A 24,555-nucleotide genomic window follows, 5' to 3' on the forward strand; every position below is an offset into this window, starting at 1 on the left:
ATTCTGCCAATAGCAAAACGCGCCGCCGACCGAAGTCATGCGGCGCGTGAAGCGTAAAAACTTACTTGTTGTGGGAGCCCACAGAGTGCAGGTCCTTGCAGGCCTCGATGACGCGCTCGGACATGGACTGCTCGGCCTTCTTCATGTAGGAACGCGGGTCGTAAACCTTCTTGTTGCCCACTTCGCCGTCGATCTTCAGAACGCCGTCGTAGTTGGAGAACATGTGGGACACGATCGGGCGGGTGAAGGCGTACTGCGTGTCGGTGTCAACGTTCATCTTGATGACGCCGTAGGTCAGGGCCTCCTCGATCTTCTCCTTCTCGGAGCCGGAGCCACCGTGGAAGACGAAGTCGAAAGGCTGTGCGCCGGCCTCGAGGCCGAGCTTCTTCGCTGCGACTTCCTGGCCCATCTTCAGGACCTCGGGGCGCAGCTGCACATTGCCCGGCTTGTACACGCCGTGGACATTGCCGAAGGTAGCGGCCAGCAGGTAGCGGCCGTTCTCGCCGGTGCCGATGGCATCGATCGTCTTCTCGAAGTCCTCGGCGGAGGTGTAGAGGTTCGCGCCGTGCTTGGCCTCAACGCCGTCCTCTTCGCCGCCGACGACGCCGATCTCGAGCTCGAGGATGATGTTGGCCTTGTGGGCCTTGGCCAGGAGCTCCTTGGCGATCTCCAGGTTCTCATCGATCGGGATAGCGGAGCCGTCCCACATGTGGGACTGGAAGAGCGGGAGCTCGCCGGCGTCGACGCGATCCTGGGAGATCTTGATGAGGGGACGGACGTACTCGTCGAGAACTTCCTTCTGGCAGTGGTCGGTGTGCAGCGCAACGTTGATGCCGTAGCTCTTCGCAGCCTCGTGTGCGAACGCCGCGAGGGCGACAGCGCCCTTCACCTTGTTTTGCACGGCCAGGCCGGAGCCGAAGGAGGCACCACCGGTAGAGAACTGGATGATGCCGTCGGACTCGGCCTCAGCGAAGCCCTTCAGCGCGGCGTTGATCGTCTCAGAGGACGTGCAGTTAATGGCCGGGTAGGCGAAGCCGCCCTTCTTGGCCTTATCCAGCATCTCGTTGTAGATATCCGGAGTTGCAATTGGCATGTAGTTTTCCTCCTCAGGAGTTTTTAGACGTGTCTACCCTCTATTATGCACAATTCGCGGGAGAATTTGTCGTCCATGACCGTTATCACACACGCGTAGCGGAGTATTTCTCCGACACCCGCGCGGCGGCCTCCATGAGCATCCAGCCGGACAGCTGGACAGAGAGGTCACGCTCCGGCACGGTCGAGCCAAGAATCGTTCCGCGCTCGCTCGTGGCGGGAACGGCATTGCGCGGCAGCTGGGCATCGGTGTCCCAGTGGTTGGAAAAAACTGGCAGGCCGTCGACTTCGAGGCGGTGTCGCCACTCGGATTCGGCGGAGTTCAGCACCATGCGGGCGGCGAGGCGCTTAGTGGCGCGGTTCAGGTGGCTATCGGCGGGCAGGCGCAGGGCGATGTCTGCGAGGTAGCGGGCGAGGATGCCGTTGAATAGCCCGCCGTCGCCGCCGGTTGTGGGCCAGTTGAGGACGTAGTGCGTGGAGGCGAGGTGGGTTGCCGTGGACTGCACGAGGTCGCGGATGAGCATGATGTGCGGGATGTAGGCGTCGGCGGAGTCAGCCTCGGCGTACTCGAGGTTCTCGACGGGCGTGGCGGACTGTCCACGCAGTGCGAGCGCGATCTCCAGCTCCGCGCCCATGAAGGTGCCCTGGTTGTAGGGGTGGATATCGGTGACGACCTCGGGTCCGTGCATGCTCATGCGGACGCCGTCCATGACGATGCCGTCATCGTTGATGAGGTTGCGGCTGATCCAGTCGGTGACGGAGACGGCGAGGTCGAGGCGACCGCTGCGGGCGCACATGATGGCCATCGGGCCGTTGGCGGGCACGTTGAAGAAGCTAGCACCCGTCTTCCAGGGCAGGACGCCAAGGTTGGGGTCGACGCCAGCGATGATGTCCATCTCCAGGGCGTCGAGCGTTGACGGCGGGTGGACACGGGGAAGGCCGCGCATCCGGCCGAGGGCGAGGGCCATCCAGGCGCGGTCGTCGTAGTAGCGGTTGCGTGTCAGGGGGCCGAGGTTGCGCAGGCGGATGCCGCGCACCGTGCGGGTGAGCCGTTTGGCGCGGACGTTGGTGGCACCGCGGTTGAAAGCATCGATTTGGCAGTCGAGGTAGTGGGCTTGCCACCAGTAATGCCAGTGCAAGAAAAGTTCATCGCGGCTGGCCGACGGCCAGGCGACAACGCCCAGGTTGGTTCCCGGGATACCCCACACTTTGGAGGCGTGGCGATCGTTGATCGCGGCCTCTGCAAGGTCGGCCCTGTGGGCCCAAATCTCTAACACATTAGTTCCTTCGCTGACGCGCGTTGGTTTATTACATGAGTTCTACCACGCCCGGCTGAGATCCGCATGCTGCCTGATCCAGGTGTGCATGGCGATTCCCGCGGCGACGCCGGCGTTGATGGAGCGGGTGGATCCGAACTGGGCGATGGACAGCGTCATCACCGCCGCGTCCTGGGCTTCTGGGGTGACGCCGGGGCCCTCCTGGCCGAAGAGGAGGAGGCAGCGCTCGGGTAGCGTCGCGGTCTCGAGTGGAACGCTCCCGGGGATGTTATCTATCGCCAGGACCTGAAGGTCCTGTTCATTTGCCCACGAGATGAGGTCGGCGATGGTGTCGTGGTGCATGAGGTGCTGGTACCTGTCGGTGACCATGGCTCCGCGACGATTCCAGCGCCGACGGCCCACGATGTGGACGGTGTCCACAGCGAACGCGTTGGCGGTGCGCACGACGGTGCCGATGTTCATGTCGTTTTCGAAGTTTTCGATCGCGATGTGCAGCGGGTGGCGGCGCGTGTCGACATCCTCGACGATGGCCTCGCGGGTCCAGTACCGGTAGGCGTCGACGACGTTGCGGTGGTCACCCTCGGCGAGTAGTTCCGGGTCGTAGCGGGGATCTGTGGGAAGCGGGCCGTCCCAGGGGCCAACCCCGTGGCGGCCTTCTCCCCATTCGGTTGGGCCTTTAGTCAAGGCCGAGGTCCTTCAGCCCCAGGAGGTGGCGGTACTCGTAGCCGGCCTCGGCGAGAACGGCGTCGGCACCGGTCTCACGGTCGACGACGGTGGCGATGGCGACGACCTCGGCGCCCGCCTCGACGCAGGCCTTGGCGGCGGTCAGCGGGGAGTTGCCGGTGGTCGTGGTGTCCTCCACGACGAGCACCTTCTTGCCGGCGATGTCCGGGCCCTCGATCCGGCGCTGCATGCCGTGTTTCTTGGCTTCCTTGCGCACGATGAAGGCATCGATCGGGCGGCCGTCGGCGTGCATGATGGCGTCGGCGACCGGGTCGGCGCCCATGGTGAGGCCGCCGACGGCGTCGAACTCAAGGTCTGCAACCATCTCGCGCATGAGCTTTCCGATGAGCTTCGAGGCGCGGTGGTGGAGGGTGGCGCGGCGCAGGTCGACGTAGTAATCGGCTTCCTTGCCGCTGGACAGGGTGACCTTTCCGCGGACTACGCAGAGGTCGGTCACAAGCTGGGCGAGTTCTTCTTTTTCAGTCACGAATCTAGTGTGCCACAGCCCTCGTCAAAAATAGAGCTCGGCTCCATCTTGCGGGTGGCTTTCGCCGGCGCGGGGCCGGTCTGGGGTGCCGGATCGATACGGCGGGAACCGTCGGCGATGGGTACCACGTCATCTGCGGCGACGACGTAGTCGTCGGCTTGCCCGAGCGTCGCCCCGACGGCTCGTTGTGGGAGCTCTACCTTTGGCTTGTCGACGCCCTGGTCGTCCCGCTGGGCGCGAATGGCCCGCACCGGGCGCGTCGGGTCCGACTCTGGGGCGGTGCGTTCGCGGTAGCCACCTGCGGGAGGAAGCGCGTAGGCGGCGTCGGCAAGCAATTGGAGGGACTCGAAGGCGTCTGGGCTGCCCTCAGCACGCACCCACTCCCCATCGACGGACACACGGGTGACCTCGGCGGGAAGGGTGGCCAGGGCGGCGTCGACACGCGAGTCGAGGAAACGGCGACCCGCGGGCTCGCTGGCCTCGACGGAGAACCCATCGGCCCCGCGCGTGAACGTCACCGACGGGCCTGCCGACTCGTCGCGGCGCAGGCCACACAGGCAGTTACCGGCGGCCGCCTCGTAGCCACCAACGATGCCACGGGCTGCGGGCGAGGCCGGAAAACCCGGCACCGACGGGACAACCTCGAAGCCGTTAGCAGCGGCCCACGCCTTCAGCTGCCCCCGACCGCCCGGCGCGCGCAGCAGGTAGATGCCGACGGCGAGGAGGACGAGGGCAAGGACAATAAGCGCTAGCCGCATGAACTAATCACCCGTTGCCACGGGGTTCTTCGGATCGGCGCACCACTGCGACCAGCCGCCGAGGTAGGTGGCGGCGCCCGGCAGGCCCGCCAGCTCCATGGCGATCAGGCCCTGCGCCGAGTGCAGGCCGGAGCCCGAGTAAATGATGACATCGGAGGCGTCCGTAATCCCCTTCGAGTCGAAGGCCTGGCGGATGACCTGCGGATCCTTGAAGGTGCCGTCCTCGTTGAGGAAATCCGCCGTGGGCACGTTCACCGCGCCCGGGATGTGGCCCGCCTTGAGATCCAGGCGCTCCGTCTTGCCGGTGAAGCGGTTGCGCCCGCGCGTATCGACGAGCAGACCTGAATGCTTCTTCACGTCCTCCGTGGTCACGATCGGCATGTGGCCCGGATCGACCTTCAGCGCCCCCAGCGAGCGCGGGTTGCCGGGGCCGCCCATGCGCGGGTACTTCAGCTCACGCCACTTGGTCAGGCCGCCGTCGAGGACGGAGACGTTCTTGACGCCCGCCCAGCGCAGCACGAACCAGGCGCGGGCGGCGAGGATGCCGCGCGCCTCGTCGTAGCAGATGACGTGGTGATCATCGCCCAGGCCCCAGCGGTCGAACCAGCGCTGGAGGATATCCGGATTCGGCAGCGGGTTGCGGCCGCCGAGCTTGCTCGGGGTGCCGGCGAGCGCGTTGGCCGCGTCGCAGAACAGCGCGGTGGGGATGTGGGACGCGTTGAACATGGCAAACCCGTCGCTGCGGGTTTCCTCGTACATCGCGTGTAGGAGGATTTGCTTCCCGCCCTTTTGCAGGTTGGCTTTCAGCTCTTCAGGGGTCACGAGGATACTCATGGCCCCAATTTTAAATGCCTCCCCGCATTTTGCCTACCCTGCCGCGTTTGCCGAGGGATCCCAGGCACCTCGCCACGGGCCAGAGCCACCCGCCGACCAAAGCCCCAGGAAACCTGGACACGTGTCCTACCACTTTCCCCGCCACCTTCCATTTTGTTGACACGTCACATCCAATTGCGGCATGAAGAAATTTGGATTCTTGAGCTTTGGAGACTTCGCAATCGGCCGCCAGCGCGGCATCAGCGGCGCGGACGCCCTCAAACAATCTCTTGACCTCGCACAGGCCACCGATGACCTCGGCGTAAACGGCGCCTACTTCCGCGTGCACCACTTCGCCCCGCAGGCGGCTTCCCCAATGCCGCTGCTCGGCGCGATAGCCGACTCCACCAAACATATAGAGGTGGACACCGGCGTTATCGACATGCGCTACGAAAACCCGCTCTACCTCGCCGAGGAGGCGGCGGCGTTGGATCAGCTCGCGGACGGGCGCGTGGCACTCGGCGTATCCTGCGGGTCACCCGAGCCCGCCAAGGACGGCTGGCGCGTCTTCGGTTACGCCGCTGCGGAAGCCAACGCCTCCGACATGGCGCGCGCCAAGTTCAAGCTCTTCCTGTCTGCCATCCGCGGCGAGGGCACCGCCGAGGCTGACTCGCTGGAAAACCAGTACCCGCAGATGTACCAGCCCGGCCCCACTCCCCGGGCCTCGACCGGCGCATTTGGTGGGGCTCCGGCACGAACGCCACGGCCGTAAAGGCCGCAAAGGACGGCGTCAGCCTCATGAGTTCCACCCTCGGCGACATCCAGGCCGAGCAGATCCGCCAGTACCGCGAGGCCTAGGCCACAACTGGGAGCCCCCGGGTCTCCGTCTCCCGCACCGTCTTTTCGCTTGTCGACGACGAGACTCGCCGTCTCTTCTCCCTTCAGGGTTCCAGCAAGGACCAGATTGGGCCGCTGGGTGAGGGCAGGCAGGTCACGTTTGGGAAGACGTATGCGGCTGAGCCGGATGTGCTCGTCCAAAAGCTCCGAGCAGACCGTGCGGTGATGGACGCAGATACGTTGATGCTGACCGCTCCGAACACCATGGGGTCGACCTGAATGTAAAAATTTTGCAGGCCTTCGCCGAGCACGTTGCCCCGGCGCTGGGGTGGGAGCCCGCTAATACTTAGAAGGCCTTCTCACACTTAGTCGCAATCTTCCACAACTATTCCTGGCCAACGGTGCTGGACATCCTCAGCACCGTTTCTACCCACCGTCATACCATCAGGAAGCACGGTCCACCTATCAATCAGTACATCACGGAAAGTGACATTTTCAGCAGAAGTACCATCAACCCCATACGCAAAGTCACCAGTATTTAGTTGGACACCACGGAGATCGCTTCCAACAAAACAAACCCCATCCAAATCACAACAGTGCAGCGAAGCATAACGACAATCGCAGTCTACAAATTGCACGCAGTCGAAATCTACGTATTCGAAATAGACGCTCTGCAAATCACAGCCTTCGAAACTGCATTCCTTCATTTCGCCACTAAATTGACTGCCCGAGAGATCGCAATGGTCGAAGTACAATTCCCTGGTATCAACCAAATCAATCCCAAAATGCAGCTCCACGTTGGCAAATGTCATAGCAGAAAAATCCACCGAGCAATATCCAATTTTCACGTTTTTCAGGCATTCCCAGGAAAATTCGACCTGGTCAGTACAGAAGTAAAAATTTCCATTTTTATAGTAGATCCGATCCAGCAGACCACTTAACGCATACGTTCTCACAGACTCGAAGCTACGACTTTCCGCGAATCTGCCAGGCCTGTTCAGCAACCCAATAATTGCCCCTAAATTTTGAGATATCTTCACACTTTTGTCACATTCGTCAAACATCGTATACAGAAGCGATATCTCATGAGCCGGAAATTCATGACTTGCCAAATCCATCGCTAACACCCCAGACCAGGCCACATTTCCGATAATTGCTGCGGGGTAAACCTGTCACTTCTTCTCCCGTTAGGGAGCGTTACGCCCTCCAAAATTCCAACGCCCAATAGAAAATCGGTGCTTACACGGCAATGGCGAAAACTCACTCCTGAAACGTCACAATCGGAGAAATCCGCCCCTAAGAGGTCGCTACCGCTAAGGTCAGATTTTCTCAGATCGCTGCCATGGAAGATACAATTGCGAAAGTTACCGCAGAGACGGCTTCCGCACATGATAGCATCCGTGAAATCCGCACCCTCAAAATCGCCTTCCAATATCGCTGCCGAGAAGGTGGCTGCAGCGAAGAGCGTTCCCACTGCCGTGACACCACTGAACTCTGCGTTCTGAAAACTTGAATACTGCGCATCAAGCTGTGAAAGGTCTCCTCCTCCGACCTTGCCCCCATCAGCATGAAGAAATGAAATAGGCATGCAAACATCTCTGCCATTCATCAGGTGAATATTCCTAGCGTATCCCCTCCGAGTCTCGCTCTGCAGTGTTCTCCGAATTGACCCATACGCAGACCACTGTCTAAACAGAGGTCTTTCAATTCGTAAAAAAAGTCCAGTTAGAATATCGCTAACCAGCTGAGTCCTCGCGGCGGGAGGAATGCGCGCCTCGCCATCTTGCGCGAAAGAAATAAGCGATGTGACTATTGCTTGCGAGAGCGCACCACTTCCAGTTGTGTCACCATCTAGCAGTTCAAATAAACGATTGACAGCCCGTCTAGCGGAAGCCAAATCATGAGAATACAGCGTAAGAGAGCTCAACCTGAATTCGGCTGCGGAGTCTACTGCCATTTCCCAAACTCCTTAGTCGTATTGACATAATCAGGACAGCGGGAAAAGTTCTTCCCAGAAGCGTCCTCTGAATCACGGTGACACCATGCGGTTACAACGCCTACCGGATGATTATCTTTCACGCCTCTCTTTCTCGTTTGAGCACGAACTCCTTTGTAATATGGTTGGGAAAGTGGACGAAATACCTCGCTTACGAAAATTGGGGTATAAATTTGGCGACATTGGCCCCCTACCCCGTTAACTACAAAGCCACAGTCGTAAAACCTAACCTTGGAGGTTGACTTGAAATTCCCTTTTTCTATCGAACTCTCAACAGGTGCCCGATCCAAACGCACAATTGCTTCTAAAATTTTGACGTTTTTTATGTTGTGTTTCTTAGAGATTTTTTCCCACCCCCAGCCCGCATCATCTCTATCAGGACGAGCGTTCGCCAGAGACTCTAACTTCTCTTCGATCGAAGGCTCGTTTCTATTCGCAACATAATCATCCGCAGGTGTCGATTCCAATGCCACAGCTGGAAAGACAAAAGACGAAGAGAGCAAACTAGCAAGTGCAACCGCGAGTAGTAGTAGCCCTTTCATGAATTTCTCCGACCGGTTTGAAGCATATTCTGAATCTCAGTTTACAGAAACACTATCAACCACGCCTTTTCTCTCGTTTCAAATTGGGATCAAACTGAATGAGAAGGTCCACAACTGCTTCACATCTAGTAATTCTCCCGGCGCTTAACCCAGTTGATCACAGGATAGGTGATGGGGAGCATGATGACCTCGATCATGGTCTTCCAGACGAAGCCGACGATGACGTAGTTGAGGAAGGCACCCACCGAGTCGATGCCGATGACGGGCGCGGCGATGGTGCAGAAGATGGCCGTATCACCGAGCTCCCCCACCACGGTTGAGCCGATCAGGCGTGCCCACAGGGTCTTTTCGCCCGTGCGAAACTTGATTTTGACGAGCGTCCACGAGTTGAGGAGCTGGCCCACGAGGTAGCCAGCGAGAGACGCGGCGACGATTTGGGGAACAAGCCCGACGACGGCGGCGAAGGCCTCCTGGCCGTCATAGAAGGAGGCCGGCGGAAGGGCGATGCCGATATAGAAGGCAACCACAGCGAGGAGCATGCAGCCGAAGCCTAAGAAGATGGCGCGGCGGGTGGCGCGGAAACCGAAGCATTCGCTGAGCACGTCGCCGACGACGTAGGCCAGCGGGAAGAGGAAGAACGCGCCGTCGAGGACGAAGGGGCCGATTTCCACGCCCTTGGTCGCGTTGATGTTAGAGATAAGGAAAACGACCACAAACACCACCACGAGCGGGGTGTACAGCGATCGCTGGATTTCAATGTGCCTGGTGTTACCGGACGCAGCCGCTGCGACTGCGCCCTGCCCAGACCCGGGGTTATTCGTTGTCATGGACTAAAAGGGTACAGGTAGCTGCTAGCCTGAGGCGCACCCAGAACCGACAAAAATCCGCAGTTCGCGTGAACTGCGGATTTTTTGTGCGTTACCTCGATTCAATGTCGAGGTGCTCGCCACCGTCTGCAACATCGACGTGGACGGTGTCACCGTCGCGGACGTCGCCGGCCAGCAGCTTGCGGGCGAGGGTATCGCCGATGGCCTGCTGGATGAGGCGACGCAGCGGGCGCGCGCCGTAGGCGGGGTCGTAGCCGCGGTCGGCAAGCCAGCTCTTGGCGGCGTCGGAGACCTGCAGCGTGAGGCGGCGGGCGGCGAGGCGCTCGGCAAGCTGGCCAACCTGGATGTCGACAATGCCGGTGAGCTGCTCCTTTGTAAGGGAGTCGAAGATCACCACATCGTCGAGGCGGTTGACGAACTCCGGCTTGAACGTCCGCTTCACGGCATCCATCATCTGCTCCTTGGTACCACCGGCACCAAGATTCGAGGTGAGGATCAACAGCGTGTTGCGGAAGTCGACCGTGCGCCCCTGGCCGTCGGTAAGCCTGCCGTCATCGAGAACCTGCAGGAGGATATCGAAGACGTCGGGATGGGCCTTCTCCACTTCGTCGAAAAGCACAACCGTGTACGGGCGGCGACGAACAGCCTCGGTGAGCTGACCACCCTGGTCGTAGCCGACGTATCCGGGGGGAGCGCCGACGAGGCGGGCAACGGAGTGCTTCTCGCCGTACTCGGACATATCGATGCGGACCATGGCGCGCTCATCGTCGAAGAGGAACTCCGCGAGCGCCTTGGCCAGCTCCGTCTTACCCACACCCGTGGGGCCGAGGAAGAGGAAGGAACCGGTCGGGCGGTTCGGATCGGCGACACCGGCGCGGGCGCGGCGGACCGCATCCGAGACCGCGGTGACGGCCTGCTTCTGACCGACAACACGGCCGGCGAGGACATCCTCCATATAAAGCAGCTTCTCGGTTTCACCCTGCAGCATCTTGCCGGCGGGGATGCCCGTCCAGGCGGAGACAACCTCGGCGATCGTGTCCGGGGTGACCTCCTCCGTCAGCATCGTGTCCTGCTCCTTGTTCACCACATCCTCGGCTTCCTGCAGGGCCTTCTCGGCAGCCGGAATCTTGCCGTAGCGGATCTCGGAGAGCTTGGCCAGGTCGCCTTCGCGCTCCGCCTCCTCGCTTTCCGTGCGCAGGCGGTCGAGTTCCTCCTTCGCCTTCTGCACGTGGCTGATAGCCTCCTTCTCGTTGGCCCAGCGTGCGCGCAACTCGGAGAGCTTTTCCTTCTCGTCGGCGAGCTCGCGGCGGAGCTTTTCCAGACGCTCCTTGGAGGCGGCGTCCGTCTCCTTCTGCAGCGCCAGCTCTTCCACCTCGAGGCGGCGGACGATGCGCTCGGCCTCGTCGATCTCCTGCGGCGAGGAGTCGATCTCCATGCGCAGGCGGGACGCGGCCTCGTCGATCAGGTCAATGGCCTTATCCGGCAGGTAGCGGTTGGTGATGTAGCGATCGGACAGCGTCACGGCGGCGACTAGGGCAGAGTCCTGGATGCGGACGCCGTGGTGCACCTCATAACGCTCCTTCAGGCCACGGAGAATTCCGATGCCGTCTTCGACGGACGGTTCGCCGACGTACACCTGCTGGAAGCGGCGCTCCAGCGCTGCATCCTTCTCGATGTACTTGCGGTACTCGTCGAGCGTGGTCGCACCGACAAGACGCAGCTCACCGCGGGCGAGCAGGGGCTTAATCATGTTGCCGGCATCCATTGCGGAATCACCGGTCGCACCCGCGCCGACGATAGTGTGCAGCTCGTCGATAAAGGTGACGATCTCACCTTCAGCGTTCTTAATCTCCTCAAGAACCGCCTTCAGGCGCTCCTCGAACTCGCCGCGGTACTTCGCACCGGCGACCATCGAGCCCAAATCCAAGCTAATGAGGCGCTTGTTCTTCAAGCTCTCCGGGACATCGCCCGCAACGATGCGGCGGGCAAGGCCTTCGACGATAGCCGTCTTACCGACACCGGGCTCGCCGATGAGCACCGGGTTGTTCTTCGTCCGGCGGGACAGCACCTGCATAACACGGCGGATCTCCTGATCACGGCCGATCACCGGGTCAATCTTGCCCTGGCGGGCGCGCTCCGTCAGATCCGTGGAGTACTTCTCCAGCGCCTGGAACTGGTTTTCCGGATCGGCGTTGGTGACCTTGTGACCACCGCGGACCTGCTCGAAAGCCGCTTTAATGTTCTCGTACGTGGCGCCGTGGCGGGCAAGCATCTTTGCTGCATCCGAATCGCCGCGCGCGATGCCCGCGAGGAGCACCTCGGTGGACACATATTCGTCGCCTAGTTCACCGGCGAGTTCCTGCGCGGCGTTGAAGGCGTTGAGGGCACTGCGGTTAAAGTTCGGGTTCGTCATGTTCGAGCCCGACGCCGAGGGGTAGCCCTCAACAAGCTTGCGAGCCTCGGTGGCAATCACCTGCGGGTCTACGCCTGCGGCCTTAAGCACCGGGGCGGCGACGCCGTCCTGCTGCTCAACGATAGCGACGAGGATATGCGCGGGGCGGATATCCGGGTTACCTTTTCCGGAAGCGAGCTGCAGTGCTGTCTGCAGGGCCTCCCCTGTTTTAGTTGTTGGTGTGAAATCACTCATGGTTTATTGCTCCTTTTCTTTACCTATCATCTATAACGCACCACAAGTTGAGTATGTTCCACTCAAGGAAAAATATTTTTGAGTCGCTTTGACTCAACTTTACTCCTCGGTTTCCCCTCCGGTTATTGAAAACGTATCCTAGTTAGGATTCGATATCCCCACGGCTTAGGAGCACAACGATGGCCAAACACGGACACCAGGACAGTCGCCGCAGCGGCTTTACCGGCGCGCAGCTGGCGCTCCTCGTATTCATCGGCATAAGCACCCTCCTCACGCTCATCGGACTCGCCGCCTACTGGCCGCCGTCCACCGCGCCCGCCATCAACGAGTCATTCACCGCCAACTTCGCCCTCAACCAGAACTACGTCCCCGGCACGGTGACCACCGTGGACGAGGGCGGCTGCCCGCCGCCCAACGACACCGGCTGCAAGCGCAACACCGTGGCCATCACCGGTGGGCCCAACGAAGGCATCTCCACGCAGCTCGTCACCCACGACGTGGTCGGCGAACCGCAGCTTAACGTCGGCGACAAGATTCTCCTCACCCAGACCGCCACCCCCGACGGCTACACCTACGCCTTCGGGGACTACCAGCGCGCCATCCCGCTGGCGATCTGGGGGATCGTCATCGGGCTCGCCATCATCGCCCTCGCCGCCTGGTACGGACTCCGCTCTCTCATCGGGCTCACCTACTCCCTGGGCGTGGTCGTCGTGTTTCTTGTGCCCGCGCTGCTCCACGGCGAACCCGCGATCCCCCTGGCCGTCACCGCAGTGAGCGCCATCATCATCGTCTCCGTCCCCCTCGTCCACGGCCTCAACTGGAAATCCGCCTCGGCACTGTCCGGCACCTTGCTGTCCATCCTCGTGACCGCCGTCCTCGCCACGTGGGCGATCGGCACCACCAACCTGCGGGGGCTTGGCGACGACGAGAATCTCAACCTCGTCCTTTACCTCCCTGAGGTGCAGATCCTCGGCGTCATGCTGTGCGGCTTCATCATCGGCGCCGTCGGCGGCCTCAACGATGTCACGGTTGCCCAGGCATCCACCGTGCAGGAGCTGTCCACCGCCGACCCCGGCGCGCGGCCGTGGTCACTATTCACCTCCGCCATGAAGGTCGGCCGCGACCACGTCTCCTCCATGACGTACACACTCGTCTTGACGTACACGGGCACCGCGCTGCCGATGCTGTTATTACAGTCCGTTTCCTCGCGCTCCGCCGGCCTCATCCTCACCGGCGACCAGGTGGCCACAGAGCTGCTGCGTTCCGGCACCGGCGCGCTGGCGATTGTGTGCGCTGTCCCCTTAACCACATTTATTGCGGCACTCGTCATCCCCGCGCGCAAAAAGTCATTACACTACGATAAAAGTAAGCAATGGCTAAATCACGCCCAAAGGACGACGCACAGTGAATGACACGCTTTCACCCGTAGCCGAGCGGCTGCGTTCTGTTTCCCCCGAGTTCCATGAACACGTGCGCGCCAACTTCTTTGACAAGTGCCCGGAGACGATGCTCGTATTCCCACTGCACAAGGAAAATGTCCATGCAGACCTGGGGCGAGTTCTCTCCTTCGTGTTCGACCGCACGCCGGTGGACGGGCACCTGACCGATGAGATGCGCACGCTCATCACCCAGCTAGGCAAAGATCACCGTAAATATAATGTCTCGCCGCGCTACTTCCACCCCTTTGTGGAGTGCCTCCGCGATTCGCTTCTCACTTTGTGCTCCGACCTGCAGTTTAAGTATCTCAACGGGGCCGACACCGCCCTCGGTGAGGTGTCCACCTTGCTTGCGCGGTCCATCGCGCGTGATGATGCCGCAGGTATTCCCCGCAATTACACCGCCACCGTTGTCGATGTGCAGCGCCGCTGCCGGCGGATTTCCGTCGTCCGCTTGAAGACGCGCACGCCCATCGACTTCCAACCCGGCTCCTACTTCCCCATTTCTTCGGAGGTCACCCCCGGCATCTGGCGCTTCTACACGTCGGCCCTGCCACCGACGGAGACCGGGGAAATGGAATTCCACGTGCGCACGAATGAGGGTGGTCTGTCCTCCGTGCCACTGGCCAATTCCCGCATCGGCGATAAGTGGCTGCTGGGCAACCCGTACGGGCGCGCGTCTATCGACGGAGACAGGGATGTGCTCATGATTGCGAACTCCGTGGGGCTCGCGCCGCTTCGCTCCCTTATCCTCTCCCAGGTGGGCCAGCTGAATCCTGCGCGCGTTCACCTGTTCTTTGGCGCTGAGTACCCCGGTGAACTGTACGATCTGCGCACTTTGTGGGAGGTCGCCGCAACCGCCCCGTGGCTTACGGTCACCCCTGTGGTGGAGCATGACACCGACAAGTGGTGGGTGCGTGCCACCGAGTGGTCGCAGTGCCCGCGCGGTCTCAATCTCACAGAGCACGGCACGTTGGAGGAGGTTCTCCCCCGCTACGGCACGTGGGCGGACCGCCAGATCCTCATCGGCGGGCCCCCTGCCTGGATCCCCGACATGCGCGATGCCCTCGTCGAAGGCGGCACCCCGCCTGAGAACATCTTGTACAACGCGCTGTAGCCCCCTCCCATCACGGACCAAAAGTATCCGAAAGGGGAACGAAAGTTCCGCAAAGTGGGTACTTTTGACACCCCTTTGGCTACCGGCGGGTGGGTCATAATAAAGGGGAGTTCCCTAAACCACCCTTTATTTGGGTGGTCCCGGACCGGGGTAGCCTTTCTTGGGCGTTAAGCTACCAAATATCCGCGGGATCATCTCACAGATGACGCCGCCACCGGCACGACCGTAGACGATGCCGGTGGCGGCGTTTATTATTTGTGGTGTTATGGATCTCTTGCGGAACAGGCCGGTCGTCATCGTCGCGATGACGGGTATCACCGTCCTCATCATCAACCTGCTGCTACGCCCAGAGGCCGTCCACCCCGTGGTGATTGCCTCCGGAACGGCACTCGTCGTGTTCACCCTCACCGCGTTCCGCTTCCCTATTGTCAGCTCCGCGCTGTTTATCGTCGTCTTCCTCACCATCGCCGCCAGCGATTACCGGCTGGTGAGTTCCGTTCTCCTGGCACCGATCCTTGCGGGCGTGGTGGCGTTTCGGGGCCGCCGGATCCTCACGCTCTGCGTGAGCCTGGGTTTGTGGGGGATCGGCGTCATCGACCCCCGGGATCTCCAGCACGGCACCAGTGCACAGGGCATTCTCGTGTGGGGTGCAATCATCGGCGCGGGCACGGCGTTCGGCTGGGCCGCGGGACGCTACCAGCGCAAGCACGAGAAACTCGTGGAGGAGTGGACGGAGGACTTGGCCAAGCACCGCAAGGCACTGGCGCTGGCCCTGCACGATTCCGTCGCTAGTTCTCTCACCGCCACCGCGATGCGCTCGGAGGCCCTCGCGCTTGAGCGGGCTCATGATGAGGCGTTGGCACATGAGCTTAACCAAATCGCGCAGGACGTGCGGTCTGCGATGTCGGAAACACGGGCGCTCATGAAGGTGCTGTCCACAAACGATATGGATGCCCTGCATACGGACTCCGCTTCCCCCACGACGTTCCACGCGATCTGCGAGATCGTCACAGAGCGGCTCGAGTCCGTGGGGTTGCATGTGGATGTTGTGTCCATGGCACCGGCGGAGGCCCTTCGCTTCAACGCGCGGACCTTGCGGGCGATAGCGGACATCCTCAACGAGGCATCGATCAATGCGATCAAATACTCTAAACCCGGATCGACGGTGACGCTTTTGGTGACAGACCGCAAGCAAACCGTGGCTATCTCCATGGAAAACGAGATGCTGACCGGCGACGCGGATCGCTCCATTTTGCCCCTCACTCCGTCGGCGTTCAGCTCTGGCTTGGGACTGCCCTCGATCACGGAACTTGCGCAGAGAGTTGGCGGAAATGTGCACACCGAGAATGATGGCCGGATGTGGACACTGACGCTGACCCTGCCCACGCCCTAAATCCGGCTCAGGTGGAAAATTGCGACCGAGCTGCCTAGTATAGGAGGGCAGCAATCACAAAGGAGTTACTCATGAAGCGTTTCATCGCCTCTGCACTGACCGTTCTTACCATCACCGCAGCAGCCCCTGCAGCAAGCGCGATCTCTATCGCCGACGAGTTCTTCACCTGCCCTGGGAACGTGTGGTGCAGGTAGGAATTGGACCAGATTCGTGTCATCGTCGTTGACGATGATCACATTGTTACCGACACTCTAGAGCGGTACTTTGCCACGACCGAGGACATCGTGACTGTCGGCACGGCCAGCAATGGGTCGGAAGCCCTCGATGTTCTGCACTCCACCCTGGCTGATGTCATCGTGGCGGACATCCACATGCCTGGCATGGACGGGGTGCAACTTTTGCGTGCCATGAAACGGATGTCGCATCCCCCCACATTTGTGGCCATGACCTCGCTTGACTCCGACGAGATCATGCTTGAGGTGCTGTCCCATGGTGCCGCCGCCTACATCATCAAATCGGCCGAGGCATCGTTCATCATCGAAACGGTCCGCCAGGCCGCACACGGTGGGACGGTTGTCTCCCCCGAGCCTATGTCGCGGCTCGTGGGCTACCTCCCCACGACGCACGTCGCCCCGCCTCTTGTGGCGGAGGACCTGCCGGAGGCGCAGCGTCTCATCCTGGATTTGCTTTGCGACGGCCTGTCCAACAGCGAAATCGCCGAAAAGTCCGGCTATTCCGAGTCCACCGTGAAGAAGCAGGTGTCTAAGCTCATTGCTCACTTTGGCGCGAGTTCGCGCCTCAACCTCGTGGTCAAGGCGCTGCGTTCCGGGTTCGGGGGCTAGTCCGCACCCAGCACGGGGAGACTCTGGCGCGCCTTCTCCACCGCCGTGGTGTCGAGTTCTGCGTAGAGGATTCCCTCGTCTTGCTCCAGTTCGGCGACGACCTGGCCGAGGGGGTCGATGACGCTGGAGTAGCCGACGCCGACGGGGTCGGTGCGGCCGTCGTCGAGGAAGGCCTGGTCCGTCGCGAGGATGAAGGTGGCGGAGTCCAGGGCCCGGGCGCGGGACAGGAGCCGCCAGTGGTACACCTTTTGCTCGCCCGGCGTCCAGCTTGTGGGGACGATAATGGCCTGCGCACCCGCGCAGGCCATCTTCTTGAACAGTGCGGGGAAGCGGATGTCGAAGCAGATGGCGACACCGAAGGTGATGCCCTCCCAGTCGAAGGTCACCACGTTTTCTCCCGGCGCGACGGTGTCCGACTCGGCGAAACCGAATGCATCGTACAGGTGGGTCTTGTCGTAGAGGAGCGGTTCCTCGTTCGGGCGGGCGATGAGCGCGGTGTTGTACACGCGTTCCCCCTCCTCCGGGCGGAAGCAGCCGCAGACAACCGCAACCGACAGGTCGTCGACAAGCGACTGGATGGCGGTGGTGAACCAACCGAAACGGGCGGCAGAACCGGTGAGGGGACCGGCGCCGAAGGCGTGCATCGTGGCCTCAGGGAACACGATGAGCCGCGCGCCCTCCGCGGCCGCCGTGCGCACGTTCTCCTCCACGAGGGCGAGGTTCGAATCGATGTCTCCGGAACTATTGATCTGACACAACGCAACTTTCATGGCAGCGATTGTAGACTTAACACAACAACCCGTGCATGAAAGGCGAGTATGAAAATCACCATTCCCGGCCTCGGCCAGTTCGACATCACACAGGTAGCAGGCGCCGTCCTCGGCGTCATCACGCTGCTGTCCACCATTATTGGGATCAGTGTCGCGGCGACGCAGCCCGCGCCGGAAAAGGAAACGACCTGCAACTGGGCTGGTGACGACCTTCCCCTGATCAATGGCACAACCAACAAGCTGCTTGCAGATTCAACCGTGACGGTGGAACTCACCGACCTCACCTTCGGCGACACGTACCTCGACCGCTCCGACTGCCCCAAGTCCTACACCTCCCTGGGCAAAGGAAGCCCGACGCTGACCGTCACGTCACCGAAGAAGGCCACCCTGTACTTCCACCTTGGCTACGACGATGAAAACACCGTCGGCGGGCGCACCAAGGCCCCGTACATGGTGACCATCACCCGGCCGAGTGTCGACGAGCCCACGCAAAAGGAAATGGGCAACACCTTCGGCGGCCAGCTGTGGTCTGTGTACCTCAACCCGGGCGAGGCAACAACCATCACCATCACCCCCAAGCACGGCACCTCCCCCGTGTACCCGGGACTCGTCTTCGGCAGCCCGATCATTGCGCTCGAACCCGAGAACGCCCCGGAGGAAGCGACCTCCTCCAGCTCCTCCTAGAGGCGCAACAGCTGGGGAACAATCCTAGGCAAAAATCTGGGAAATAAACCTAGGCAAAAAGATTAAGGCATAAAAAACGGGAACCCATCAGGGGGTTCCCATTTTTTGTTCGTAGCTAGCGACGGCGTTTCCACAACACCACGGCGGTGGAGCTCGGCACGTGGACCAGCTCACCACCACGGCGCGGGGAGCGATCCAGCTTCACGCGCAGTGCTTCGTTTTCTGCCTCGAGCTCGGCCAGCTTGGCTTCGAGCCGGGACTTTTCCTCTTGCAGCCGCGTGATCGCCTTGATGCCGGCGAGGTTGACGCCTTCATCGTGGCTGAGCCGTTGGATTTCCCGGAGCTGTTTTACGTCATCCCGGGTGTACCGCCGCCCGCCTCCGCGGGTGCGCTGCGGGGTGACAAGGCCCATGCGATCGTAGGAGCGCAGTGTTTGGGCGTGCATCCCGGCGAGCTCGGCGGCCACGGAGATGACGAAGACTTCGGTATCGTGTGCGTTGTTTTCCTCAGACATCCGTCACCTCCTTTGCCATTCTCGTGGTTGTTGCTGCTACTGGTTATTCTTTTTCATCCAATCCTCGCGCGGGGAAAAACCGGAGTCTTTCTCCGCCTGGGCGTAGGTGCGCAGGGCGCTTGCCGCCGCCGAGTCGAGGTTGGTGGGGACGGTGACGGTGACGGTGATCATGAGGTCGCCGCCCTTCACGCCACGCCCCTTGAGCCGAAGCGTGCGGCCGGTGGGGGTGCCCGCGGGGAGTTTCACCTTCACGGGTTTCCCCAGGGTGGGCACGGTGATGGTGTCGCCGAGGGCAGCCTCGGCGAAGGTGACGGGGACCGTCACTTCGAGGTCGTTGCCCTCACGGGTGAACACCTTGTCCGGCCGGACGGTGACGTTGACAAACAGGTCGCCCGAAGGTTTCCCGTTGGGGCCTGCCTCACCTTGTCCGGCGAGTCGAACCTTCTGACCGTCGCGAACCCCGGCGGGGATGCGGACGGTGATGGATCGAGTCCGGCGCACGGTTCCGGTTCCGTGACAGTTGGTGCACGGGTCGGTGATCTTCTGCCCGCTGCCACCGCAATCGGAGCAGGGGGCGGAGAAACCGAACGCACCTTTTTGCTCTGAGGTGAATCCCGACCCGTGGCACGTGGGGCACGTGGTGGGATTCCCGGATTTCGAGCCTGACCCGTGGCACGTCCCGCAGGGCGCGTCGCCGGTCAGTTGGATGGGGATGACGGTTCCCTCCACCGCTTCGCGGAAGTCGAGCGTTATTTCCGTTTCGACGTCGGCCCCCCGCGACGGCTGCGCCGTGCGAGAAGCAGACCCGCTGCGGTTGAAAAGACCACCGAGGATATCCCCAAAGCCACCTTCTCCAGCAAATCCCGATCCGCCTTGGGCGAAGAAGTCCGAGAACCCGCCGGGCGCGCTGTTCGTCGACGAGCGAAACCCGCCCGGGAAGCCCGGGCCTCCGTTTCCGCCAAAGAATCGGCCGGAACCAACCATGGCTTTGAACTCGTCGTAGTCCTTGCGCTTCTTGGCATCGCCTACAACGTCGTAGGCCTCGGCGGCTTTCTTGAACCTCTCTTCTGCGGCGGGATCGCCAGGGTTAGTGTCCGGATGGTTCTCACGCGCCAGCTTTCGGTAGGCCCGCTTGATCTCATCCGCGCTTGCGGACGAGGAGACCCCCAGGTCCGCGTAATAGTCTTTATTAGCCCATTCGCTTTCTGCCACTGGGCATCTCCTCCTTTCCTTAAATTTGTGTCGTTATTTAGTTATTCTTCGTCTGTTTTGGCATCCTCGATGTCCTCGACATCGTCGATGATGACCATCGCGGTGCGCAGGAGACGGTCGCCGATCATGTAGCCCTTGCGCAGAACCACACCGAGGCGCTTCTCGTCGCCGGAGGACAGGTCTTGGACGGCCTCGTGAATCTCCGGGTTGAATTCGTCGCCCTTCTCTCCGAAGGCGGTCACCTTCAGGTCGGTGAGGATGCCGGTGAGTTTGCCAGCGAACGCTTTGAGCGGCCCCTCGGCGAGGTCCCCGTGCTGCTCCGCCAGATCGAGGTCATCGAAGACGGGGAGGAACTTCTGCACCGCATTCGACGTCGCCTGGTCGATGGTTGCTTGCCTCTCCTGGGCGACCCGCTTGCGGTAGTTGGCGTACTCGGCGCTGATGCGCTGGAGGTCGTCGGTGCGCTCTGCGAGGAGCGCGGTGAGCTTCTCCTCCGCAGACGGCTCCGGGGCTGTCTTAGGCGCTTCGCTAGCCTCAGGTGCTCCGCTTTCCTGAGCGTGAGTTTGCGAGGCCGCCGCCGCGTCTGCGGCGGTGTCTGCAATATCGGCCTCCGGCAGTGTGCCCTCACCGGGGGTGGCATCAGCAGCCGACTCCGTCACCTCGGGCTCCTCGGGTGTGGGGTGCTCGCGGTTCTCGGGGTCCATCACTACTTGTCACCATCCTTGTTGTCGTCTTCGTCAACAACCTCGGCATCGACAACGTTGTCATCACCGGCGGCACCTGCGGCGCCTGCCTCGGTCGTGCCCTGTGCTGCCTCCTGGGCGTAGATGGCCTTGCCCATCTCCTGGGACTCGGTGGACAGCTTCTCGACGGCCGTCTTCACGGCGTCGATATCGTCGCCCTCGAGAGCCTTCTCGACCTCCTTGGCTGCATCCTCCACCTTGGTGCGGATGTCCTCGGAGACCTTGTCCTTGTTCTCGTCCATGAAGGAGCGAGTGGAGTAGACCATGGACTCAGCCTGGTTGCGGATCTCGAGCTCCTCGCGACGCTTCTTATCGGCGTCGGCGTGCTCCTCCGCATCCTTGATCATGCGGTCGATCTCCTCCTGGGAGAGGCCGGAGCCGTCCTGGATGGTGATCGTGTTTTCCTTGCCCGTGCCCTTATCCTTAGCGGTCACGTGGACGATTCCGTTGGCGTCGATGTCGAAGGTGACCTCGATCTGCGGGATGCCACGCGGTGCCGGGGCAATGCCGCCGAGCTCGAAGGAGCCAAGCAGCTTGTTGTGAGCAGCGATCTCGCGCTCGCCCTGGAAGACCTGGATCTGCACGCTCGGCTGGTTGTCCTCAGCCGTGGTGAAGGTCTGCGTCTCACGCTTCGGGATGGTGGTGTTGCGCTCGATGATCTTCGTCATCACGCCGCCCTTGGTCTCAATACCGAGGGAAAGCGGGGTGACGTCGAGAAGCAGGACGTCCTTCACGTCGCCGCGGAGAACACCAGCCTGAAGAGCAGCACCGACGGCCACAACCTCGTCCGGGTTCACGGACTTGTTCGGCTTCTTGCCGCCGGTCAGCTCGGTAACGAGGTCGGCCACGGCGGGCATACGGGTGGAACCACCGACAAGGACGACCTGGTCAATGTCCGACGTGGAGATGCCCGCGTCCTTGACCACCTGGTTGAACGGCTGCTTGGTGCGATCCAGCAGGTCCTTGGTGATGTTCTGGAACTCAGAGCGAGACAGGGTCTCATCCAGGAACAGCGGGTTCTTCTCCGCATCCACGGTGATGTACGGAAGGTTAATCGTTGCGGACTGGGAGGAGGACAGCTCGATCTTTGCCTTCTCCGCTGCCTCGCGCAGACGCTGCAGGGCCATCTTGTCCTTGGTCAGGTCAATGCCGTGGGAGGCCTTGAACTTGTCAACGAGCCAGTCAACGATGCGCTGATCCCAGTCATCGCCACCGAGCTTGTTGTCACCGGCGGTGGCCTTCACCTCGACGACACCGTCGCCGATTTCCAGCAGGGACACATCGAACGTGCCGCCACCGAGGTCGAACACGAGGATCGTCTGATCCTTGTCGCCCTTCTCCAGGCCGTAAGCAAGAGCTGCAGCCGTCGGCTCGTTCACAATACGCAGGACGTTGAGTCCGGCGATCTGGCCAGCTTCCTTCGTGGCCTGACGCTGTGCGTCCTCGAAGTATGCGGGGACGGTAATCACGGCATCCGTGACATCCTCGCCGAGGTAGCTTTCCGCGTCCCTCTTCAGCTTCATGAGTGTACGTGCCGAGATCTCCTGCGGCGTGTACTTCTTGTCATCAATATTTACCGTCCAGTCGGTGCCCATGTGGCGCTTGACGGAGCGGATGGTGCGGTCGACGTTGGTGACCGCCTGGTTCTTGGCGGACTGGCCGACGAGTACCTCGCCGTTCTTGGCAAAGCCGACCACCGACGGGGTGGTGCGGGAGCCCTCAGAGTTGGCGATAACGGTGGGATCTCCACCTTCCAGTACTGCAACTACAGAGTTGGTTGTACCGAGGTCAATACCTACTGCGCGTCCCATAATAAAATCTTCTCCTTTTTCGAAATCCGTTTGTCTTGTCATCCAGCCTGGCCTGTCACCGCCTAGCCGGTGTGACTTGATTGAGTCTCACTCAACTTCAACAGCAACTGTACCAGCCGCCTTGAGCGTGTGCTACTCAATCTCACACTCAGTACAACGCAGACTCCCTAAAGTTATTCCCCCTCGACTCAACTTTTTCTATTTCCGCAGTAAATTGACCATTCTTTGGTGGTACATGTCCGGCAAACAGTGCGCCGCCACGAGCCTTTCCGCCACCTTTTTATCGCCGAGCGCCCCCGCGAAGACATCGCCCATCGTCATGCCGTGGTCCGGGGTGTGGAGGACCACCAGCTCGTCGCCGGGGTGGACGACACCGGGAACCACGACCCGCAGGTAGCTGCCCGTGCGACCACGCGCCGAGAACCTCTTTATCCACCCGGGAACGCCCATCCAGCCAGCAAACGTCCGGCAGGGGGTGCGAGACACCGACACTTCCAGCTCCGCGGTACCGACCCGGAAACGCTGGTTGACAATGGCCTCCTCCCACACAATGCCGGAAGTTGTGAGGTTTTCGCCAAACGAGCCGTCGACAAGCAACATGCCGAGCTCCCCCTCCCACCAATCGAGCTCCTCGCGGGCGAACGCGTAGACCGCCTTCTGCGCGCCACCGTGGTGCTTCGTGTCACCGACCGTATCCCCCACAACCCCCGGGCCGTCGCCGTAATTCGGGCCGGGGGTGAACAGCTCGAGCGAATCAACAGGGACCTTGTGCATGCCGGAAACGCGCGCCGTACCGCCTGGATCGGTGCGCGGAATCGCCTTATTGCAGGACAGAACGTGTGCCATGAGGCAATCGTATCCCGCGTGCCACAATGGGGGCATGGATTTCGACGTCATCATCTTCGGCGCGACAAGCTTCGTTGGTCAGCTCACCGCCCGCTACTTGCACGCCACCTACCCGGACCTGTCCCTTGCGCTCGCTGGGAGGAACCAGAACAAGCTCGAGGCGCTGGGGATCGATGCCCCGCTCATCATCGCCGACGCCGACGACCCAGCCGACATGGACTTCCTCGCTGAGCACGCCCGCGTGGTGATCTCCACCGTCGGCCCGTACACGCACTACGGTGAACACCTCATTCGGTTCTGCGCCGAACGTGGCACCGACTACGTCAACCTGTGCGGCGAGGCGCCGTTCATCCGGCGCATGATCGACCGGTACCACGCGCAGGCGGTGTCGACGGGGGCGCGGATTGTTAACTCCTGCGGCTTCGACTCCGTGCCCAGCGACATGGGCATGTTCGCGCTTTCCGAGGCCGCCGGCGAAGAATTCACCCGCGTGCAGATGGTGGTCACCGACTTAAAGGGCGGGCTCTCCGGTGGCACCATCGCCTCCATGAAGGCAGCGCTCGCAGAACAGGACGGCGAGAACGCGTTGCACGGCAAGTACTCGCTGTGCCCCGACCCCGACAAGGAGGCAAACCTCGTCGGACAGAAGGACATGGACATTGACCGCACGCCGGAGGGCTGGGCGGGCCCCTTCTTCATGGCCAGCTTCAACACGCGCGTCGTGCGCCGCTCCAACAGCCTCCTCGACCACGCCTACGGTTTTAACTTGCGCTACACGGAGCGCCAGAAAACCGGCTCCAAGCTCGCCGCCTACGCCCTGGCCGGCGCCCTGACGGCGGCTTTTAAAGCCGCGAGCAAGGACGGCCCGTGGCAGAAGCTCATCCCCAAGCCGGGCGAGGGCCCCAGCCCGAAAGCCCAGGACGCCGGCCACTTCACCACCGTCCACCACGGCCTGACCGTCAGCGGCACGCACGTCACCGCCACCTTCCACGGCGACGAGGACCCCGGATATAAAGGCACAGCGAAATTCCTCGGCGAGGCCGCGATGACGCTCCTCAACAACGTCGCCGACGGAATCGGCGGCGGCATCCTCACCCCCGCCTCCGGCCTCGGCGCACCGTACCTCGACCGACTGCGCGCAGCCGGGTTCACGATTACGACGCGGACGGTGGTGTAAATAAAGGGCCC

Annotated in this window: 24 protein-coding genes and 1 pseudogene; 8 read left to right on the forward strand and 17 right to left on the reverse strand. The window is 61.6% G+C overall.

All coding sequences use genetic code 11. The features are described from left to right. Positions 1-61: 61 nt before the first annotated feature. From fbaA to CGLUCO_RS11520, 6 genes are all read right to left on the reverse strand, one after another. Positions 62-1,093 (reverse strand): class II fructose-bisphosphate aldolase, encoded by a 1,032-nt coding sequence (gene fbaA, locus CGLUCO_RS11495; protein WP_084037046.1) that lies wholly within the window; start codon positions 1,091-1,093, stop codon positions 62-64. An 85-nt stretch (positions 1,094-1,178) separates the two neighbouring features. Next, entirely contained in the window at positions 1,179-2,369 is a 1,191-nt protein-coding gene (locus CGLUCO_RS11500; RefSeq protein ID WP_084037048.1) for a glycoside hydrolase family 76 protein, read from the reverse strand. Between the two features lie 42 nt (positions 2,370-2,411). Continuing rightward, on the reverse strand, positions 2,412-3,053 hold the full coding sequence (locus CGLUCO_RS11505; RefSeq protein ID WP_084037050.1) for a TrmH family RNA methyltransferase: 642 nt from the start codon (positions 3,051-3,053) through the stop codon (positions 2,412-2,414). Continuing rightward, positions 3,046-3,579 (reverse strand): orotate phosphoribosyltransferase, encoded by a 534-nt coding sequence (gene pyrE / locus CGLUCO_RS11510; RefSeq protein WP_005388509.1) that lies wholly within the window; start codon positions 3,577-3,579, stop codon positions 3,046-3,048. Before pyrE ends, CGLUCO_RS11505 begins: the two co-directional genes overlap by 8 nt. Beyond that, a complete protein-coding gene (locus tag CGLUCO_RS11515) occupies positions 3,576-4,337 on the reverse strand; it encodes a type III secretion system chaperone family protein (RefSeq protein WP_084037052.1) in 762 nt (253 codons plus the stop codon). The genes pyrE and CGLUCO_RS11515 overlap by 4 nt, the downstream gene beginning before the upstream one ends. Before the next feature lie 3 nt (positions 4,338-4,340). Then, positions 4,341-5,171, reverse strand: a complete 831-nt coding sequence (locus CGLUCO_RS11520) for a sulfurtransferase (RefSeq protein ID WP_005388507.1) — start codon at positions 5,169-5,171, stop codon at positions 4,341-4,343. A 181-nt stretch (positions 5,172-5,352) separates the two neighbouring features. Between CGLUCO_RS11520 and CGLUCO_RS11525 the strand changes: the two are divergent. Beyond that, a pseudogene (locus CGLUCO_RS11525) lies at positions 5,353-6,337 on the forward strand (LLM class flavin-dependent oxidoreductase). Between the two features lie 15 nt (positions 6,338-6,352). Here CGLUCO_RS11525 and CGLUCO_RS11530 read toward each other — a convergent pair. The 5 genes from CGLUCO_RS11530 to clpB all read right to left on the reverse strand — a co-directional run bounded on the left by CGLUCO_RS11530 (position 6,353) and on the right by clpB (position 11,999). Further along, complete coding sequence (locus CGLUCO_RS11530; RefSeq protein WP_234985042.1) at positions 6,353-7,129, reverse strand: pentapeptide repeat-containing protein; 777 nt, start codon at positions 7,127-7,129, stop codon at positions 6,353-6,355. Next, on the reverse strand, positions 7,108-7,575 hold the full coding sequence (locus CGLUCO_RS11535; protein WP_084037054.1) for a pentapeptide repeat-containing protein: 468 nt from the start codon (positions 7,573-7,575) through the stop codon (positions 7,108-7,110). The genes CGLUCO_RS11530 and CGLUCO_RS11535 overlap by 22 nt, the downstream gene beginning before the upstream one ends. Before the next feature lie 359 nt (positions 7,576-7,934). Continuing rightward, positions 7,935-8,525 (reverse strand): hypothetical protein, encoded by a 591-nt coding sequence (locus tag CGLUCO_RS11540; protein ID WP_143336972.1) that lies wholly within the window; start codon positions 8,523-8,525, stop codon positions 7,935-7,937. A 125-nt stretch (positions 8,526-8,650) separates the two neighbouring features. Further along, positions 8,651-9,352 carry a queuosine precursor transporter gene (locus CGLUCO_RS11545; RefSeq protein ID WP_084037056.1) on the reverse strand — a complete coding sequence of 234 codons (702 nt, stop codon included), beginning with the start codon at positions 9,350-9,352 and terminating at the stop codon, positions 8,651-8,653. Positions 9,353-9,443: 91 nt separating this feature from the next. Further along, the gene (gene clpB / locus CGLUCO_RS11550) at positions 9,444-11,999 is read right to left on the reverse strand and encodes an ATP-dependent chaperone ClpB (RefSeq protein ID WP_005388496.1); all 2,556 of its coding nucleotides are present in this window, start codon (positions 11,997-11,999) and stop codon (positions 9,444-9,446) included. 179 nt (positions 12,000-12,178) lie between these two features. Between clpB and CGLUCO_RS11555 the strand changes: the two genes are divergently transcribed. The 5 genes from CGLUCO_RS11555 (at position 12,179) to CGLUCO_RS11575 (ending at position 16,787) form a co-directional block, all read left to right on the forward strand. Continuing rightward, a complete protein-coding gene (locus tag CGLUCO_RS11555) occupies positions 12,179-13,411 on the forward strand; it encodes a YibE/F family protein (protein WP_084037058.1) in 1,233 nt (410 codons plus the stop codon). Continuing rightward, positions 13,404-14,552 (forward strand): FAD-binding oxidoreductase, encoded by a 1,149-nt coding sequence (locus CGLUCO_RS11560; RefSeq protein ID WP_005388494.1) that lies wholly within the window; start codon positions 13,404-13,406, stop codon positions 14,550-14,552. The genes CGLUCO_RS11555 and CGLUCO_RS11560 overlap by 8 nt, the downstream gene beginning before the upstream one ends. 265 nt (positions 14,553-14,817) lie before the next feature. Further along, entirely contained in the window at positions 14,818-15,945 is a 1,128-nt protein-coding gene (locus tag CGLUCO_RS11565) for a sensor histidine kinase (protein ID WP_231285995.1), read from the forward strand. A gap of 71 nt (positions 15,946-16,016) precedes the next feature. Then, positions 16,017-16,139 (forward strand): hypothetical protein, encoded by a 123-nt coding sequence (locus tag CGLUCO_RS11570; protein ID WP_256381078.1) that lies wholly within the window; start codon positions 16,017-16,019, stop codon positions 16,137-16,139. Positions 16,140-16,142: 3 nt separating this feature from the next. Next, the gene (locus CGLUCO_RS11575) at positions 16,143-16,787 is read left to right on the forward strand and encodes a response regulator transcription factor (RefSeq protein ID WP_005388489.1); all 645 of its coding nucleotides are present in this window, start codon (positions 16,143-16,145) and stop codon (positions 16,785-16,787) included. Here CGLUCO_RS11575 and CGLUCO_RS11580 read toward each other — a convergent pair. After that, positions 16,784-17,557 (reverse strand): carbon-nitrogen hydrolase family protein, encoded by a 774-nt coding sequence (locus CGLUCO_RS11580; RefSeq protein ID WP_084037062.1) that lies wholly within the window; start codon positions 17,555-17,557, stop codon positions 16,784-16,786. The two genes, CGLUCO_RS11575 and CGLUCO_RS11580, sit on opposite strands and share 4 nt — an antisense overlap. A 48-nt stretch (positions 17,558-17,605) precedes the next feature. Between CGLUCO_RS11580 and CGLUCO_RS11585 the strand changes: the two genes are divergently transcribed. Continuing rightward, a complete protein-coding gene (locus CGLUCO_RS11585) occupies positions 17,606-18,241 on the forward strand; it encodes a hypothetical protein (protein ID WP_084037064.1) in 636 nt (211 codons plus the stop codon). A gap of 115 nt (positions 18,242-18,356) precedes the next feature. Here CGLUCO_RS11585 and CGLUCO_RS11590 read toward each other — a convergent pair whose 3' ends face one another. From CGLUCO_RS11590 to CGLUCO_RS11610, 5 genes are all read right to left on the reverse strand, one after another. After that, on the reverse strand, positions 18,357-18,755 hold the full coding sequence (locus CGLUCO_RS11590) for a heat shock protein transcriptional repressor HspR (protein ID WP_005393490.1): 399 nt from the start codon (positions 18,753-18,755) through the stop codon (positions 18,357-18,359). A gap of 36 nt (positions 18,756-18,791) precedes the next feature. Continuing rightward, positions 18,792-19,967 (reverse strand): molecular chaperone DnaJ, encoded by a 1,176-nt coding sequence (gene dnaJ, locus CGLUCO_RS11595; protein WP_084037066.1) that lies wholly within the window; start codon positions 19,965-19,967, stop codon positions 18,792-18,794. Between the two features lie 41 nt (positions 19,968-20,008). Then, positions 20,009-20,674, reverse strand: a complete 666-nt coding sequence (gene grpE, locus CGLUCO_RS11600) for a nucleotide exchange factor GrpE (protein WP_084037068.1) — start codon at positions 20,672-20,674, stop codon at positions 20,009-20,011. Next, entirely contained in the window at positions 20,674-22,521 is a 1,848-nt protein-coding gene (gene dnaK / locus CGLUCO_RS11605; protein ID WP_034988741.1) for a molecular chaperone DnaK, read from the reverse strand. Before dnaK ends, grpE begins: the two co-directional genes overlap by 1 nt. A 198-nt stretch (positions 22,522-22,719) precedes the next feature. Then, positions 22,720-23,403: an MOSC domain-containing protein gene (locus CGLUCO_RS11610; RefSeq protein WP_084037070.1), complete on the reverse strand. Its 684-nt coding sequence runs from the start codon at positions 23,401-23,403 to the stop codon at positions 22,720-22,722. On the opposite strand from CGLUCO_RS11610, the gene CGLUCO_RS11615 reads away from it, so the two are divergent. Next, positions 23,402-24,544, forward strand: a complete 1,143-nt coding sequence (locus tag CGLUCO_RS11615) for a saccharopine dehydrogenase family protein (RefSeq protein ID WP_005388477.1) — start codon at positions 23,402-23,404, stop codon at positions 24,542-24,544. The two genes, CGLUCO_RS11610 and CGLUCO_RS11615, sit on opposite strands and share 2 nt — an antisense overlap. Positions 24,545-24,555 lie beyond the last annotated feature (11 nt).

Origin of the sequence: Corynebacterium glucuronolyticum DSM 44120, assembly GCF_030440595.1 — a bacterium.
Classification (GTDB): Bacteria; Actinomycetota; Actinomycetes; order Mycobacteriales; family Mycobacteriaceae; genus Corynebacterium; species Corynebacterium glucuronolyticum.

What these genes read in the sequence shown, in the direction of transcription:
- CGLUCO_RS11540 (WP_143336972.1), bottom strand. Translation starts at nt 8,525, where the DNA reads ATGAAAGGGCTACTACTACTCGCGGTTGCACTTGCTAGTTTGCTCTCT.
- CGLUCO_RS11580 (WP_084037062.1), bottom strand. Translation starts at nt 17,557, where the DNA reads ATGAAAGTTGCGTTGTGTCAGATCAATAGTTCCGGAGACATCGATTCG.
- CGLUCO_RS11615 (WP_005388477.1), top strand. Translation starts at nt 23,402, where the DNA reads ATGGATTTCGACGTCATCATCTTCGGCGCGACAAGCTTCGTTGGTCAG.
- CGLUCO_RS11555 (WP_084037058.1), top strand. Translation starts at nt 12,179, where the DNA reads ATGGCCAAACACGGACACCAGGACAGTCGCCGCAGCGGCTTTACCGGC.
- CGLUCO_RS11570 (WP_256381078.1), top strand. Translation starts at nt 16,017, where the DNA reads ATGAAGCGTTTCATCGCCTCTGCACTGACCGTTCTTACCATCACCGCA.
- CGLUCO_RS11520 (WP_005388507.1), bottom strand. Translation starts at nt 5,171, where the DNA reads ATGAGTATCCTCGTGACCCCTGAAGAGCTGAAAGCCAACCTGCAAAAG.
- CGLUCO_RS11590 (WP_005393490.1), bottom strand. Translation starts at nt 18,755, where the DNA reads ATGTCTGAGGAAAACAACGCACACGATACCGAAGTCTTCGTCATCTCC.
- CGLUCO_RS11585 (WP_084037064.1), top strand. Translation starts at nt 17,606, where the DNA reads ATGAAAATCACCATTCCCGGCCTCGGCCAGTTCGACATCACACAGGTA.
- CGLUCO_RS11610 (WP_084037070.1), bottom strand. Translation starts at nt 23,403, where the DNA reads ATGCCCCCATTGTGGCACGCGGGATACGATTGCCTCATGGCACACGTT.
- fbaA (WP_084037046.1), bottom strand. Translation starts at nt 1,093, where the DNA reads ATGCCAATTGCAACTCCGGATATCTACAACGAGATGCTGGATAAGGCC.
- CGLUCO_RS11535 (WP_084037054.1), bottom strand. Translation starts at nt 7,575, where the DNA reads ATGCCTATTTCATTTCTTCATGCTGATGGGGGCAAGGTCGGAGGAGGA.
- CGLUCO_RS11545 (WP_084037056.1), bottom strand. Translation starts at nt 9,352, where the DNA reads ATGACAACGAATAACCCCGGGTCTGGGCAGGGCGCAGTCGCAGCGGCT.
- dnaK (WP_034988741.1), bottom strand. Translation starts at nt 22,521, where the DNA reads ATGGGACGCGCAGTAGGTATTGACCTCGGTACAACCAACTCTGTAGTT.
- CGLUCO_RS11515 (WP_084037052.1), bottom strand. Translation starts at nt 4,337, where the DNA reads ATGCGGCTAGCGCTTATTGTCCTTGCCCTCGTCCTCCTCGCCGTCGGC.
- CGLUCO_RS11565 (WP_231285995.1), top strand. Translation starts at nt 14,818, where the DNA reads ATGGATCTCTTGCGGAACAGGCCGGTCGTCATCGTCGCGATGACGGGT.
- clpB (WP_005388496.1), bottom strand. Translation starts at nt 11,999, where the DNA reads ATGAGTGATTTCACACCAACAACTAAAACAGGGGAGGCCCTGCAGACA.